The sequence below is a fragment of the Croceivirga lutea genome (genome assembly GCF_014235875.1).
Taxonomy (GTDB): domain Bacteria; phylum Bacteroidota; class Bacteroidia; order Flavobacteriales; family Flavobacteriaceae; genus Croceivirga; species Croceivirga lutea.
This window is the reverse complement of record NZ_JACJUK010000002.1, coordinates 1-15,849: the sequence shown is the minus strand read 5'-3', so window position 1 is coordinate 15,849 and position 15,849 is coordinate 1. Positions and strand designations below refer to the sequence as shown.

Sequence of the window (15,849 nt, the reverse complement as noted above, 5' to 3'; positions counted from 1 at the left end):
AATTTAAAAATTGTGTAACTGGTAGGTAAGCTTGTATGGTTTAATTAAGTTGGTATAATAGGATAGAATTTTCTTGGTCTTTGGTTACCAGTTCTAGTTTTCTATCACCATCAACATCTATTAAATCAATGGCTGAGCTACCGTTTACAGGAAAACCTGAGATTGGTTGAGCTTGACTGTCGAAAAGATAAATTTGCTGATTCTGAATATCGGTAACTGATACGTAAATTTTATCATAAATGTAAAAGATTTGCGGAGCGCTATACACTCCTAAATCCAGTTCTACTTTCTTACCTTTAATACTAAGTACATTTTCATCCATTAAGGCGAGCGTTTTGCTTGTTGCAAACATGCCGTGATTTTTGCTAAGGTTAAAATTAGTTGCGGCTAATCCACCTTTAGTGTCTACTTGATGTAGTACACCTTTTTTATCGGTTACAGAAAATTTGTTTTTATACAAGAAAATTGGGTTGTTAGAAAAATCTATTTTACGATTGACCTTAATACGTTGGCCACCCGAACGATGTCTTATTTGTAACTGATTATTCTCAAGTGCAAAAACTAAATAATCTTTTTTGCCAATGCTAAAATGTTTTGGAGCTTTAACAATAGGACTGTTAGTGTCTGTATACGTAAAACCTTTTACGATATTTCCTTTACTGTTATACATAAATACTTTTGTGCCTTGAGTAACAACAAAACGATAGTTTCTGTCTTTATCATAATCGAAAACCGCTAATGGATTAAGGTTGCCACCCTCAAATTTTTTGTTAAAAGGTTCTACCAATTCGCCATTTCTATCTAAAATCAAAAATTGATTACTGGTACAAAATGCCAATTGAAGTTTACCGTTTTTAAATACGTCAACTTGATGTATTTTACCGCGAATTTTATTTTCTAGAGGCTTTTTCCATAGAATTTTTCCATCTGTAGAAATTAAATAAAGATTGTTGTCAATATCCTGAACAACCACTTCATAAGAATTATTCCTATGATTTTTTACAAATATTGGGTCAATAGCTAAATCTGTATCTAATTGTATAGATACCAATTGAGAAACGCCAGAGGTGCTTGATTTTTCTTTGGGTTTAGCAATGATAACTTGGGTGTGATAAACACTTTGGTCCGCTGTTAATTGAGCGGCAAACACCATATTTTCTGCACTATTGATGATATCTTGGTTAAGTTCAATAGTTAAGGTGTTGTTTAAAAAAGATTCTAACGAATTCGCCTTAGTAACTAAAAAGATGGATGATTCTGTAGGCAACTTTTCTTTGGCGAAAATATAAGCTCTGGTTTTAGCAAAGGTGTTACCAATTTTATAGTTCGAAATTACCCTTTCTAGCGCACTTGCAGTTTCAGCAAAGAAGATGATATTGTCTGAAATAAAATAGAAATTAGATTCAAATGATGTTACTAATGGTGAAAGCCTATCAGTTACAAAGCTGGTGTCATTTAGTGCGTGTATTTCGTATCCTTCAAAAGTGCTTGTCTTTGTTATATGAGGTTCCATATATGCCAACAATCCAGAAAGCCCGTAAGAGTTGAGAGCTACTACTTTTTCTGAACCTAGTGTAAATACTCCTAATTCTTCAGTAGTGTTTAGTATGGTATCTCTATCTTGAGATTGTTGTAGATAGGTTTCTTTGTTTTTTGAAAATTGTGAATAATCCCCATAACCATAAACTAATAAACCTTCAGCAGTTCCTGGTACAGCATTGGCAATACGTTCGGTCTGCGGAATGGTGCCTTCAAACAGTTTTGAAAACTTAAAAACACTATCATTTGCTGTTGCTACACCATTAAGAAAAAGGTTGTTGTTTTCATTTACAATATCAAGCGAAACCCATTTAGATATAGCAGATACACTATTATTTTTAGCAATTATTGATGAATTATTAAGTGAATCGGAATTTTGAAAATTAAATAAAATAGAGGCGGATTTGCTATTATCTGTTGTCTGATAAAGAGTATTTAGTTCATCTGAGTTTTCATAAATAGCTGTGTCTTCAGCTATACTTTTAATCAGATTAAGTTGGTTAGATGCATAGCGTAAACCGTTTTCTTCAAATACATAATAAGCATCCTCTTCAATGGTAACTTTTTCAAGGGTATAGGTGTTGTAAGAAACAGTTTCTTTTTTAATATTTTCAAAATTCTCAGTTCTGAAGAGATTACTTTGGCCTTGCGTAGTTAGCAAAAAATCAATTTCTGTATCTGGATTCTCATAAAATGCAATGGCAACTTCTCCTATAGAGTCTATTCCTTTTAAGACAGCCAACCGGTCTGTGAAACGCTTTCCTGTAGTAGTAGTAATTAAGTTAGCAGTAAACGTGTTGTTGGTTAGTTCGTTTTGCAAATTCGAAAGGGAATTTACTTTTAAAATAACTATCGGATTTTTAGGTAAATGCCCAATTAAACTCGTAGAAGATTCTTTTTTTTTGGCGCATGCCATAAAAAGTAAGCAAAGCAATAACGCTTTAAATTTCATTTTCTATAGGTTTGGGCAAAGTTAGGACATTGTTTAAAATTTAAAATGTAATTGTTCAGGTAAGAGCTTAAAACTTTTACGATGGTATGGTGAAGGGCCATGAACTCTAATGGCTTCTCTGTGTTCTTTTGTTGGATATCCTTTATTCTTAGCCCAATTATACATGGGATATTTATGATGTAATTGCGTCATGTATTCATCTCTATAAGTTTTGGCAAGTATAGAGGCCGCTGCAATACTCATAAATTTGGCGTCTCCTTTTACGATACACTCATGTTCAATGGTCCCAAATTTTTTAAATCGGTTGCCATCCACAATAATAAAGTTAGGGCTAACCGTTAGTTCATTGATTGCTAGGTGCATAGCTTTGATTGAAGCATTTAAAATATTGATTTCATCAATTTCTTGTTCAAAAACATGTTTTACTGCGTAACAAATACTTTCATTTTCTATAATACTTTTTAAAGATGCTCTTGAAGAAGAAATTAATTTTTTAGAGTCGTTTAACACCTTATTTTTAAATGAACTGGGTAGAATTACAGCGGCCGCAGTAACAGGGCCTGCAAGGCATCCTCGACCAGCTTCATCAGTGCCTGCTTCATTTTCAAGCTTGTAAAATTGCTTTAGCATCAGAAATATTTAAATTTTTATTAAGCTTTTGTTAGTATTTATTTTTGTTAAATAAATATATAATCCTTATTAAAAACGCCAAAATAGTTTGAAAATCACAAAAAGCATTTTTTATTTAACAATACCTTAATTCTTATGTGCATTTATCTTGTACAATTATTTGTTTTTCGACATTTTTGGGATTGACTAATTCAAAATTCAAATAAATGAAATCAAAGTTAACTTGGATGTTAACACCACTATTGGTGTTATGTTTTTCGTTTTCTTTTGCACAAGAGAAAACGGTTTCAGGTAACGTGACAGACGAAACTGGTCTACCGTTACCTGGTGTTTCCATAGTTGTAGTTGGTACAACTAATGGAACACAAACAGATTTTGATGGTAATTATACCATTAATGTATCAGAAGGTCAGGTATTAAGATTTAGCTACCTAGGCCAAAAGTCAGTTGACCAAACAGTTGGTTCTGGTTCAACAATCAATGTTCAAATGGAAACTGATGCGCAAGCGTTAGAAGAAGTAATTGTAACAGGACAGGGTTCTGGTATTGAAAGGAGAAAACTTTCTACAACTGTTGATGTATTAGATGAGGAAGACATTGATAAACTTCCTGCTAACCAAATTGATCAGTTATTACAAGCAACTGCTCCTAGTGCTCAGATTAGATTAAGTTCTGGTCAGCCAGGTACAGCTTCTGTAATTAGAACAAGGGGTCCAATTTCTGCTGCTACTTCTTCTACTCCTGTAGTAATAGTTGATGGTGTAAGAGTTGATAACCTTAACTCTAACCCAGAACTAGGTATTGCTACTGGTGGTCTACAAACTTCTGCTTTAGCAGATATTCCTGTAGAATCAATTGAGAGAATAGAATACATTAAAGGTGGTGCTGCAACAACACTATATGGTGCAGATGCTGCAAATGGTGTTATTCAAATCATCACTAAAAAAGGTAGAGATGGTAGAGCCTCTGCATTTTTTGAAAGTAGATTGGGTGTAATTTCTGCAACTGATGACTTTTTAAAGTATGAAAGAACGAAAGAAGCCTTGTTTGATACTGGTTTTTCGCAAGAATTTAGAGTAGGTATCAATGGTGGTAGCGAAAAATTCTCGTATAACTTTGGTGGAAGCTTATATAAAGATGATTCTTTCAACTTATTAAATGAGCAGGTAAGAAGAACTTTTACATTTGGTTTAACGGCTAAAGTAAGTGACAAGTTAAGATATCAAGGTTCATTCTCATATGTAAACTTTGATTCGAACTTAGATTACAACGCAAATACAAGTTTCTCAAGATTTTCTGCTTTTGAAGGTGGTGGTCGTGGTAATCTTGACGAGTTGACTCCAGAACAATGGCAATCTGAATTAGATAGATCTAATGCAATTGGCCCATTGGTGGATAATACTTCTTCAACAAACCGTTTTACGGCTTCGAACAAATTTATTTACGACTTCTCGCCAAATTTTCAAGCTAACTTCACCATTGGTGTTGATAACAGGAATACGGTTCAAGAAGTTTTACAATCAAATGCTTTTCAAGTAGCAATTGGTGCTGTGGCAGAAGGTACAACGGATCAAGGTTCATTATCTAGGTCTTTACGTTCAGCCTTTACCGTTACTTCTGATTTAAACTTTACCCACAAAGCTAATTTAGATAACTTCTCTTTTGTTACTATTTTAGGTGGGCAGTTCTTTAGAACATCAGACAGACAAAATCAATTAAACGGTTCAGGTGGTGTTGATGGTACTCGATCATTAAACAACTTTTCTGAGCAAACCTTAGCAGATTTCGTATTGGAAAACGCTAACTACGGTTTATATTTCTTAGAAAATATTGGTTTATGGGATGTGGCTTTCGTTGAACTAGGTGGTCGTTTTGATAGAAACACTTCAGCTGGTGACAACACAGATGCACTATTCTTACCTAAAGCTGGTATTACTTATAACCTTTCAAGCCATGATTTTTGGAGAGATTCAAACATCAGCAATATTTTATCAACTGTAAGATTAAGAGCTAACTATGGTGAGGCTACTAACTTTGCTCAGCCTTTCTCTCAAGATAGAACATTTGCTCAAAATCCTTTCTTAGGTGCCCCTTCATTTACGTTTGCTAATCCAGGAAATAATGAGTTAATCTCAGAAACTGTGGCTACAACGGAATTTGGTGCAGAATTAGGATTCTTTAATGATAGATTATTCTTAAGTGGTACACGTTATGTTGCAATTACAGAAGATGCATTATTTACACCGCAATCTGCTCCTTCTTCAGGTCAGCTTAACCAAATTCAAAACATTGGTGAGGTTGAAAACAAAGGTTGGGAATTTGAATTAAGAGCTACGCCAATTCAAACAGAGAAGCACACGTTATCTTTCAACGCCTCATATAACACAAATGAAAACAGAGTTACAGATGCTGGTGGTGCTCCTGCATTCGTAGTAGGTGGTTTCACCGTATTGGGTTCTGTTGTTGATGAAGGCCAAAGTTTAGGTTTCTTAAGAGGAACGGCTGCTGTATTGCAAGATGATGGCACTTATGATTTTGAATTTAACTCATTCTTAGGTGATACTTTTGCTCCAAACTTTGGTTCTCTAGGATTAAATTACAGATGGGGTGATTTTAATTTCTATGCTAACGCTGATTATCAGTGGGGTGGTAAAATCACTGATTTAAGTTTCTTGTTAAGACACTTAAGAGGTGTGGATAACACGGGTATTCCTGAAGAATTAATTGGAACTACTTCACCTTTCAATTACACAAATTTCTTTGTGTTTGATAATGATTTCTTAAAAGTGAGAACAATTGGTGCTTCTTACGATTTTGGACCAATTGCTAAAGGAGTGTTTAGTAACATTCGTCTTGGTGTAACTGTTTCAAATCCATTTAACTTCACTGCTGGTGATTTTGATCCAGAAACTACTGGTTCAGGTATTAGCGGTCAGAACGGATTTGCTAGTGGTGGTTTTGCTTACGGTATTGAATCGCCACCAAGAATTTTCATGAGTTCTTTGAAGTTTGAATTTTAATTGAAAGAAAAATATAATGAAGAAAATAATATTTACAGTTTTAGGTGGGCTACTTTTATTTAGCTGCACAAATGGCTTCGATGATGTCGTAGACTTTACCGAAGTAGAAAACCCTAACCTGTCTGAAGGCTCAGTAGTTGGAGTGCCAAACTCATCAACTATTTGGTTAGCAGGTTTAGAGAGACAAACAGCTATAGCGCTTAATGAAATTTTAGTGCTTGCTGAATTAGGGTCAGACAACTACGTTAACACGCAGACTTTCTTTAGTCAATTTTTGGATGATTTGGTAATTGTACCTACAGATCCAGATATGCGTGATACCCAAAGACAAATTCAAAGACTAAGAGAATTAGCGCTTTTTGGTTTATCAACAGTTGGTCCTGGTGACCCAAATTATACGGCTGATATTGAAGCAGAGTATAATTTTTACGCTGGATTATCATATTTGTATTCAGCAATGTATTTCTCTGCATTACCAGCTGAGCCAACAGGAGTTCCAATCAGCTCTGCTGATCACTATCAAAATGCTATAGCATCCTTTGATGCTGCTTTAGCAATTAGTGCTAAACCAGAATATCACTTAGGTAAAGCTAGAGCTTATTACTATTTAGGTAATCAAGCACAGGCAGTTTCATCTGCACAATCTGCTTTAGCCCTTGGTTCAGATTTTGATAGAGTAATAAACTTTGATGAGTCTAATGGTCCTTCAAACATATTTGAAAATGCTCTTTATGAAAGAGCAACTTTCGATGATTTACAACCATTACCAACATTAGATTTCTTGGATCCTAAATATTCTTTTTTAACTCCAGAGCGTGACGCACCTGTTCACATTTTAAAAGCGGAAGAAGCTTACCTAATTTTGGCTGAAGCTAATTTGGCTGATGGTAACGCTGGTGCTGCTCAAACTAACATGACAGGTTTATTAGACGTTATTGCAACAAGAGAAGTAAGAACTATTGACGACTCTATTGAACAAAGAAGTGAGTTTGAGCCTGCAACAAGACCTGATAGCGATGATATCGTTGTAAATGGTAGAAGTGGTTTAGTTTTAGATAGACAAAATGGAAATGTAGATGTTCCATCTGTTTCTGGTACATCTTTAACTGCTGCTGATGTTCCTTCTATCACTGCTGATGATGCAGGTTTAACCTTACTATACAGAACTAGACAAGAGGTTTTTATTGCCGAAGGTATTCGTTTTGTAGATATGGGCGTTAAGCTTATTATCGACGAAAATGAGGTGTTATTAAATGAAAACATTTCTGAAGGTGATGCAGGTACTGAGCCAGTAATTCCATCTTTTATTCAGGCGGTAATTCCTGATTTAGATGCCATTAACTACGTTCCAGGTAGTGGTGTTGCAACGACTACTATTGATTTAAATGAAATATTGGTTGCCAATAAAACAGCTCCTGAGGTATTACCATTCCATTAATTGGTAATTTGTTTCAAAATAAAAAGGCCCTGCATTTGCAGGGCTTTTATTTTTTAAATTGTATTTAAATATTGAAAGAGGACAATTAAATCTTCTTTCTTTTTAAGATTTAGCTTCTTATTACTGATAAATTCTTGTTCCTTTTTAAATATGTTTAGCAAATCTTTTTTCTTATTAGGGAGTTCTTTAATTGTGTCATCTGGTAATTGATAAAATAATTGTTCTTTTATCACGTATTCATCTTTATCTTCAATGCCAAGAAGTGTAGCATCTGCAACTGCTTTATTCAATTTAACTTCGAAAAAATCGTACAATTTTGCCTTTACGCCAACCAATTTTTCTACGTAAATAAATTTATTAGTAATAGGGTGTTTTACGGCAACAAAGGTTTTATTGTTTAACAATACCTCAGAACCACCTAATGGTTTAATGGCTTCAACTCGATTTTCTCTATCAATTTCAATTTCATTTGATAGCGCGTTATAGCGCATTGGAAAACTAATCTTTTGGCCTGTATTTTTAATAACTATTACTCCGGGTGAGAACGATTCATCTAAATAAGTTGAACCAAGAGCTTCGGTTTCTTGAGAAACTATTCTAAACACAAACAAATCGCTTTGCGCAAGTAATTGATAGTTGGCATCACCAGAATCGGTGTTGTTGGTTTGACCATTAACAGTTAGTGTTGCCGAAAGTAAGGTACCAGCAATGAAAATTTGGGTTTTTGAAAGCATAGCATTTTTTAATTTTAGTTTACAATATTTTGAATTCAAAGACTTCTGAGAATGAGCTGTTACCAATCTCATCAATAGTTACTACCCTCCAGTAATATATATTTCCTGACATTACAGCAACATTAGAAACAGCTGTATTTTCTGTCACAGCAATTGAGGTAGTAGGTTCAACATCTGTACCAAAAAAGACTTCAAAGGAAGAAATATCATTATCAACATCGCTTGCGCTCCATTCTAAAGAAACTTCAGTAGTAGAAGCAGCTAAATTGACTCCTCTTTCTGGATTCACAGCAACTGCGGGGAACGGACTATAATTTTGTATTCCTGGACCTTCATTATAAAAACGCCAAGTTTCACTTGTGGCGGTTTCATTTGTTGAAGAAGATTCTGATACCACAAACCATTCATAAGGTGTGCCTCTGGCAATTAAAACCCTCGACTCAGTATCACTAACTCTAGACCGGGTTGCATTTCCTGTATTGAGGTTAACAATGTTTACTTCATAACTGTCGGTATTATTAGAAGCATTCCACTCAAAGGTTACCCAAGATTGGTTTACATTTTCAATTTCACCGGTATTACACTCCGTATTATTTAGAGGGAAAATTAAGGTTGCCGCTGCGGGCGTAATTATCACTTTATCATCATCAGAGCCAGAATTTGGGTCGTCATCAGTACTAGAGCTGCTACAGGCCGAAACAATGAGTAAAATGAATAGTAGAGATGTGTTTTTCAAATTCTTCATTTCTTCAATATTTTAATATTCTTAAGAGAATCTTTTGTTTTTATGTTTAAAATGTAAACCCCATTTGGTAGTCCGTTTAAACTCATTTCAATAAGATTAGAAGGGTTTTTTAAGGTTTTGTGCATGACTTTTCTTCCTTGAACATTGAATAGGTTTAATTCTGCTTCTGAGTCGCTAGTATTACCTAAATAAATATTTAAATAGTCAACAGATACAGGATTGGGGTAAACAAGAAAATCATTACTTAAAACAATGGATTCTGAATACACGCCTTGGCATGCTATATCAGTAGAGACGGTTAACGAATTTACCAGATTTTCCAAAGGAAGCGTAATTGAGTTTCTACTGGTTTGGTAAAGTTTACCATTTAAAGTTATGGTGTATTGTTTGCCACCACTAAGTTCTAGTTCAACCTCGTTGTTTAAAGTGCTTACTTTTGATGATACAGAAAGTGGAGCGGGTTCTGTAATTATTAAAGTATTACAGAACTCATAATCAGTTTGTCCTAGTACGGTAATACAAATTTCATATTCACCAGCAGACAAATTCGTAAATATAAATTCTTGAGTAAATTGATTGGAAAAGTCCACTCCATCACCAACTAAAGTTACTGTATAGTCTAGTATTTCTTCGGCTGTAATAACTATCTGCCCATTGTTGGTACTTATACATGATTCTCCTATGGTTTGAATAGAAAAATTAGTCGACGGAAGTGTAAAAATTGGACATCCATCAATGTCTACAATAGTATCCGCTGGAGTATTATTACATAAATCGTTTGCATTTGGCACCCCATCATTATCAAAATCGTCATCACAAACATCACCAATACCGTCATTGTCTCCATCTGCTTGGTCTGGGTTAGCGGTAAAAGGGCAATTATCTTCTGTATCTAGAACACCATCATTATCATCATCGACATCACAAACGTCACCCTCACCGTCTCCATCGTTATCTAATTGCTCAGCATTGGCTATTAACGGACAGTTGTCTTCAGTATCTAAAATGCCATCATCATCATCATCATTATCATTTTGAAATCCTTCCACTCCAAAATCATCTACAATCACACCTTCTTGAAATACTGATGGGTCTGATTGAAATACAATTCTAAAAATAATTTCACTCTCGTTGGTTAAATCTGTTTCGCCTAATGTGGCATTAAGTTCAAAATCATAAGCGTATTCTGTCATTTCAGCATTGGTTCCTACCCATTGGGCTCCAGGGCAATTTTGACAATCGTTTGCTGCGCCAGAACTCGCATTAGTACGGTCACTATTATACCAATTAGGTTGACTGTTTGTACTACCAAGATTTAACCATGTTAAACCATTATTAATAGAATACTCAACGTAAACTATATCATAATTCACCTCTAAGTCATAGGCCATTTGAAATTTTAATACTGGTGCTAAAATTGAACTAAAGTCATAGCATCGGCTTAGTAAAATTGCCTTGGTACCATCCGGATGATTACCTGCTAAATTAGTGCCATAAACCTGATTACCAGATACCGCTGTATTTAAAACAGTACCAGTGGGCACCCCTCTTTCCCATAAAACAGAGTCATCAGATTCATTGTAAGCAACTAATTCTGATTCTTCACTTTCAAAATCCAGAATAGTATTACCTGTCTCGATAGGGTTGATTATAAAACTACCTTCGGCAGAATTGTTATCGTCATAGGTGTCGTTAGTGATTGTGGTGTTGACTACAATAATATTGACTCCAACATTTGCTAGATTGGTTATTTCTGGAAGTTCTATTACTGTGGAATTTTCGCTTTCTAAAGTGCCTGTCCATGTGTATTCTTGGTTGTTGCTACCGTTTAAATTATACGTTACTAAGACTTCCGTTATGGGATTTAAGCCTTTATTTTCTACAGTTACTGTGGGTATAACTTCTCCGCAATTAATTTCATTATTTGCAGGAGATATACTAATTAGCCTAATTTCATTTTCAGGAATTTCGATGGGAATAGGGGACTGGAATACCCCTCTACCATAAGTTGATGCCGTAATTATTTCATCATCAAGGGTGATTTCCAAATCGCTTACAGTGGTATTTGGCAAGTTTAAATCAAATTCTTCCCACTCAGTTAAAGAGTCATCTAGTCTATAAACCCCTAGGGTTGTACCAACGTATATGGGATTTAAAGAGTGTCTGCCTTGATGAACGATGGCATAATACGCTTGGTCTGTTGGTAAATCTAATGTAATATTTTCTATAACTCCAGCGCTTCCATCTTCTTCTAGGGGTACTCTAAAAACTCCTCTAGCAGCTGGTTGACCCGCTTCACCAACCCCAACCCTGTTAGATGTGGTAACATAAATAGCAGAATCATCTGTAGTGTTTATGGCCAAGTCAGAAACAACTGCATCAAATTCAGTATAAAGTGAAAAATTTTTACCGCCATCAGAACTACGATAAACTCTATTGCCATCAACCGCATACATCGTTAGCGGATTATTTGGGTCAATTTCAATATCTTCTATATTGTTTGAACCACCATCAGCTCCAGCCACTGCAAAATTATTAGACCACTTTTCCCAAGAATTACCAACAAGTTTAAAAATAGCTCTTGAGTAACCAGCAAAAACTTCTCCATCAGAATTTACTGCCAAAGGAGTGATCCAATTGCCAGATTCACCTTCGGGAGCATTTACAAAGCCTAAGGATTGACCAGCGTTATTAGTCACGAAAAGGGGGTCACCAAATTGTACAAAGCCATAAATGATATCTTCGTTATTTGGGTCTATCTCATAATCCATTCCATCACCACCTGTATAAACGTTCCATGAAGTTCCGTTACCAACGTAGCCAGCGTTATCTTGAGTTCCTCCTGCAATGCGTTGCGAATTATTCTTGGCTACAGACATACGGTAAAACTGGGTTACCGCCATATTATTGGTCATATCGGTAAATGTTGCTCCACCGTCGTCTGAAGTATATAGACCGCCATCAGTACCAGTAAATAATATGTTGTTAAAGAATTTTAGGGTATGAATATCGGCATGAGCATAAGCTTGGTTATTAATTGCCCAGTCATTTAATTTAGAGAAAGATGAACCCCCATCAGTAGTTTTCCAAACATTTAAACAACCGACATAAACTTCATTTTCGTTAGTTGGAGAAACCGCAATCGCCAAGTCAAACCAAGCTTGGTTAGATTCCATAACATCAGAAGTATTTGAGCTTTCTGTGAAAGTTTCACCACTATCGGTAGAAACATAAAAACCTTGGTATTCAAAGTTGTTTGCACCTGTATCAGCTGTTAAAAGATAAACCAATTCCGGATTTGCAGGAGTAACATCTAAGACTCGTCTACCAGAAGCAATTGGTAAGTTGGAAGTTATTTCTGTAAACGAGTCTCCATTTGTAGATTTATAAAAATTTGAGTTGGTAATAGCGTAAATTGTGTTGCTATCTCCGGGTTTAAATCTAAAGTCTGTGATATTTCCTGATTGTTTACGTTCCCATGAATTAGCGGCATCCACCGACTTATATAAACCAAAACTAGTTGCTACCCAAATTATATCAGAATTGTTTGGGTCAATAGCAATTTCACTCATAAATCTATTGTTACTCCAATTTGCATCACTAGAAACTCCTAAAGACGTTTCTGTCCATGAATTACCACCATCAATAGACTTAAATACGCCAATGCTGAAAGAATCGCTAGCATCATCATCACCTGTTGTAATATAAATAATGTTAGAATCATTGGAATCAATAGCTATACCACTAACACCAATTTGTAAAAAATCATCAAACAGGTTAGTCCAAGACTGTCCGGCATCTGTAGATTTCCAAATACCTCCTGCTGGCGCACCAGCATACCAGATGTCAGAATTATTAGGGTCTACGGCCATTATGTTAATTCTGCCAGTACCTGGTAGTGCACCTCCTAAGACCCCAGGATTAAAAGGTCCTATGGCAGTCCAATTGGCAACAGGGTTAGGTGCTAATTTAGAAAGTTGTTTGTTTTTAAAAGATTCAAGAATGCTTTTAGCAGATGGTAAATAACCATCTGCATCTGCTTGATTAGCCCAATAATTTTCCCAGCGTTTAAAGGGCTTAAAACCACTTCCTTTTTTCTTCCAGTCTTTGTTCTTCCAATACGCTTCAAAAGCATTAGAAAGCTCATTAATAGTATAGCTAGAATTGGATGACTTTAAGGTTGTTTGGTTTTCTTTCTTTAAATTCTCAATAAAAGGAGCATTTTGGTTATACTGTCCTATTACCAAGGAACATGTACCCAAAAAAAGTAGAAGTACTAATTTTTTCATCTAATATTAATTATGCTACAAATTAGGGAATTTAACGCAGTTTTAAGTTTTAAAATGGGCATCTAATAAATTGGTTGTTTTAAAAGCTTTTGTAATATCGAAGGTTAACTTTCACATTTGTTTAGTAACAAAAAGATATAACTTTGCCCTCCAAGTATATAGCATGAAGTACTTTCCGTTAGTGGTGTTATTGTTAGCATCGAACTTAATTTGGAGTCAAAAAGATAAAAACCAAAATTCCGTTCCCGCGAATCAGCGAGATGAGGCTTTTAGAGACTCTATTAATAACCTTAAAAAAAGTTTGAAGCAGAAAAAACCAGAGGAAGAGGTGAAGCTTACCATAAAAGATTATAGAATAATTCCGCAAGAAGGTGACTCAACCTTTGTTGATACTACATTAACAATAGCTAAAGAATATAAGTATAATGTTCTACGCAAAGATGATTTTGAGTTAATGCCGTTTGCTAATGTTGGTCAACCATATAATAGATTAGGTAGAAATTTTGAGAGTTCTTCTGTAATGCCAGGTTACGGTGCTCAGGCCAAACAATTCATGTACATTAAAGCAGAAGACTTTAAGTACTATCATGTTCCTACCCCTTTAACTGAACTATTTTTTAAAACAACATTTGAGCAGGGGCAATATTTAGATGCCTTATTAACTTTTAATACCTCTCCTAGATTAAACTTTTCAGTTGCGTATTCTGGTTTTAGATCATTGGGTAAATATGCATACGAACAAGCAGAATCTGGTAGATTTAGAACAGGTTTTAATTATAGAACTAAAAACAATAGGTATTGGGTAAGAGGACATTTAGCAGTTCAAGATTTAGAATCAGAAGAAAACGGTGGGCTCCTTAATAAAGCAGAACAATTTGAATCTGGAGAAGAGGATTTTATAGATCGCTCTAGAATAGATTTGGTTTATACCAATGCCGATTCTAGATTGTTGGGTAGAAGATATGTTTTGAATCATCAGTTTAATTTGGTAAAACCAAAGAGAGATTCTTTAGTAACAAAAAAAACGCTTTTGGCATTGAGTCATAAGTTTCAATATGAATCAAAATTCTTTCAATTTGTTCAAGCAGCAGCTAATGCTTCCCTGGGTGATGCGTTTTTAACAAGTATAGATGATAAATCTAAACTTCAGCTAACTAAGAATAATCTTTCAATTGATTTTAGCAATCCTGGTTGGGGAAATTTAAGTGCAGGCTTTGGTTTTTATAACTATAATTATTTTTTCAATAGCATTTTAGTGCAACCAGAACAAACAATAACCAATAGAATAGAAGGTAATGAAATGCTTCTAGAGGCTAGCTATGACAATTCTTTGGGGCCAATTCATCTAAAAGGCGAACTCAAATATCAGCTTTCAGGGGATATAGCAGGTAATTTACTAAACGCTTCTATTGATTATGACTTGAATGATAACAATAAGATATTCTTCAGAATTCATGGAAGTTCAAGAATGCCGAATTTTAATTTCTTGTTGTATCAAAGCGATTATGAAAATTTTAATTGGCAAAATACTACCATTTTCGATAAGCAAAGAGTACAGTCGGCAACTGCCGGTATAAACTCAAAATGGTTAGGTGATATTTCTGTTAAATATTCGAATATTGATAATTATACCTATTTTGATTCCAATGCTACTACAGAACAAATAGAAGCAGGACAGCAAGATGCTTTTGTGAAACCATTTCAAGAAACAGCTACAATTAATTATTTGAGAGCTAAGTGGCAAAAAGAAATAAAATGGCGAAAGTGGGCACTGAACAATACAGTACTTTATCAAAATGTAAATCAAAATAACCAGGTACTTAATTTGCCCGAGATTCTTACTAGAAATACATTGTATTATTCAAGCGATGTCTTTAAAAAAGCAATGTATATACAAACAGGAGTTACATTTAAATACTTTTCTGCTTATAATATGGATGCTTACAATCCACTTATAGGAGATTTCTACATTCAAGATTCGGAGGAATTAGGAGCATATCCTCTAATAGATTTCTTTATAAATGCTAAAGTTAGGCAAACAAGAATTTATTTAAAGGCCGAACATTTAAATACGCTTTGGCAAAAAGAGTACAATTATTATGCAGCACCAAATTATCCGTACAGAGATTTTGTGATACGTTTTGGTTTGGTTTGGAATTTCTTTTCCTAAAAAAAGTGTTAAAGTATTATTTGTAAAGCACTGATAATCAGAATATGTGTTTTTAATTTGATTTTTTTCTAGAAAATTATTGAAAAGACTTTTGGTGGTTAAAAAAACGGTTTTATATTTGCACCCGCTTTGCTAGAGAGCAGGGTGTTAACTGAGGCGAAAGAGGAGTTACTTTAGGGTAATGAAAATGGAGTTAAAAGTTGTAAAATAAATACAAAGTTCATTAGACATATTGAAACGACAGCGTAGAATAAACAACAAGTAATTCGAAAGATTTCTTTGGGTTTTGGATGGACTAGAGTCGTAGAATATTAAAGATTATACGATGGAGA

8 protein-coding genes are annotated in these 15,849 nt (G+C 34.8%); 3 read left to right on the top strand and 5 right to left on the bottom strand.

Annotation, left to right across the window (positions count from 1 at the left end):
• Window positions 1–40: 40 nt before the first annotated feature.
• Window positions 41–2,491 carry a ribonuclease HII gene (locus tag H5V42_RS03635; RefSeq protein WP_185781774.1) on the bottom strand — a complete coding sequence of 817 codons (2,451 nt, stop codon included), beginning with the start codon at window positions 2,489–2,491 and terminating at the stop codon, window positions 41–43.
• A 33-nt stretch (window positions 2,492–2,524) separates the two neighbouring features.
• Window positions 2,525–3,121, bottom strand: a complete 597-nt coding sequence (locus H5V42_RS03630; RefSeq protein ID WP_185781773.1) for a ribonuclease HII — start codon at window positions 3,119–3,121, stop codon at window positions 2,525–2,527.
• Between the two features lie 206 nt (window positions 3,122–3,327).
• On the opposite strand from H5V42_RS03630, the gene H5V42_RS03625 reads away from it, so the two are divergent.
• Window positions 3,328–6,141, top strand: coding sequence for a TonB-dependent receptor domain-containing protein (locus H5V42_RS03625; protein WP_185781772.1), 2,814 nt, complete (start codon window positions 3,328–3,330; stop codon window positions 6,139–6,141).
• 16 nt (window positions 6,142–6,157) lie between these two features.
• Window positions 6,158–7,579: a hypothetical protein gene (locus H5V42_RS03620; RefSeq protein WP_185781771.1), complete on the top strand. Its 1,422-nt coding sequence runs from the start codon at window positions 6,158–6,160 to the stop codon at window positions 7,577–7,579.
• Window positions 7,580–7,632: 53 nt separating this feature from the next.
• On the opposite strand, the gene H5V42_RS03615 is transcribed toward H5V42_RS03620, so the two are convergent.
• The 3 genes from H5V42_RS03615 to H5V42_RS03605 are packed head-to-tail and all read right to left on the bottom strand — an operon-like array spanning window position 7,633 to window position 13,347.
• A complete protein-coding gene (locus tag H5V42_RS03615; RefSeq protein WP_185781770.1) occupies window positions 7,633–8,313 on the bottom strand; it encodes a hypothetical protein in 681 nt (226 codons plus the stop codon).
• A 19-nt stretch (window positions 8,314–8,332) separates the two neighbouring features.
• A complete protein-coding gene (locus H5V42_RS03610; RefSeq protein ID WP_185781769.1) occupies window positions 8,333–9,058 on the bottom strand; it encodes a hypothetical protein in 726 nt (241 codons plus the stop codon).
• The gene (locus tag H5V42_RS03605) at window positions 9,055–13,347 is read right to left on the bottom strand and encodes a T9SS type A sorting domain-containing protein (protein ID WP_185781768.1); all 4,293 of its coding nucleotides are present in this window, start codon (window positions 13,345–13,347) and stop codon (window positions 9,055–9,057) included. Before H5V42_RS03605 ends, H5V42_RS03610 begins: the two co-directional genes overlap by 4 nt.
• Before the next feature lie 163 nt (window positions 13,348–13,510).
• On the opposite strand from H5V42_RS03605, the gene H5V42_RS03600 reads away from it, so the two are divergent.
• Window positions 13,511–15,517 carry a putative porin gene (locus H5V42_RS03600; protein ID WP_185781767.1) on the top strand — a complete coding sequence of 669 codons (2,007 nt, stop codon included), beginning with the start codon at window positions 13,511–13,513 and terminating at the stop codon, window positions 15,515–15,517.
• Window positions 15,518–15,849: the final 332 nt, after the last annotated feature.

Excerpts from the sequence above, each read along its gene's own strand:
- H5V42_RS03635 (WP_185781774.1), bottom strand. The coding sequence starts at position 2,491 with ATGAAATTTAAAGCGTTATTGCTTTGCTTACTTTTTATGGCATGCGCC.
- H5V42_RS03630 (WP_185781773.1), bottom strand. The coding sequence starts at position 3,121 with ATGCTAAAGCAATTTTACAAGCTTGAAAATGAAGCAGGCACTGATGAA.
- H5V42_RS03625 (WP_185781772.1), top strand. The coding sequence starts at position 3,328 with ATGAAATCAAAGTTAACTTGGATGTTAACACCACTATTGGTGTTATGT.
- H5V42_RS03620 (WP_185781771.1), top strand. The coding sequence starts at position 6,158 with ATGAAGAAAATAATATTTACAGTTTTAGGTGGGCTACTTTTATTTAGC.
- H5V42_RS03615 (WP_185781770.1), bottom strand. The coding sequence starts at position 8,313 with ATGCTTTCAAAAACCCAAATTTTCATTGCTGGTACCTTACTTTCGGCA.
- H5V42_RS03610 (WP_185781769.1), bottom strand. The coding sequence starts at position 9,058 with ATGAAGAATTTGAAAAACACATCTCTACTATTCATTTTACTCATTGTT.
- H5V42_RS03605 (WP_185781768.1), bottom strand. The coding sequence starts at position 13,347 with ATGAAAAAATTAGTACTTCTACTTTTTTTGGGTACATGTTCCTTGGTA.
- H5V42_RS03600 (WP_185781767.1), top strand. The coding sequence starts at position 13,511 with ATGAAGTACTTTCCGTTAGTGGTGTTATTGTTAGCATCGAACTTAATT.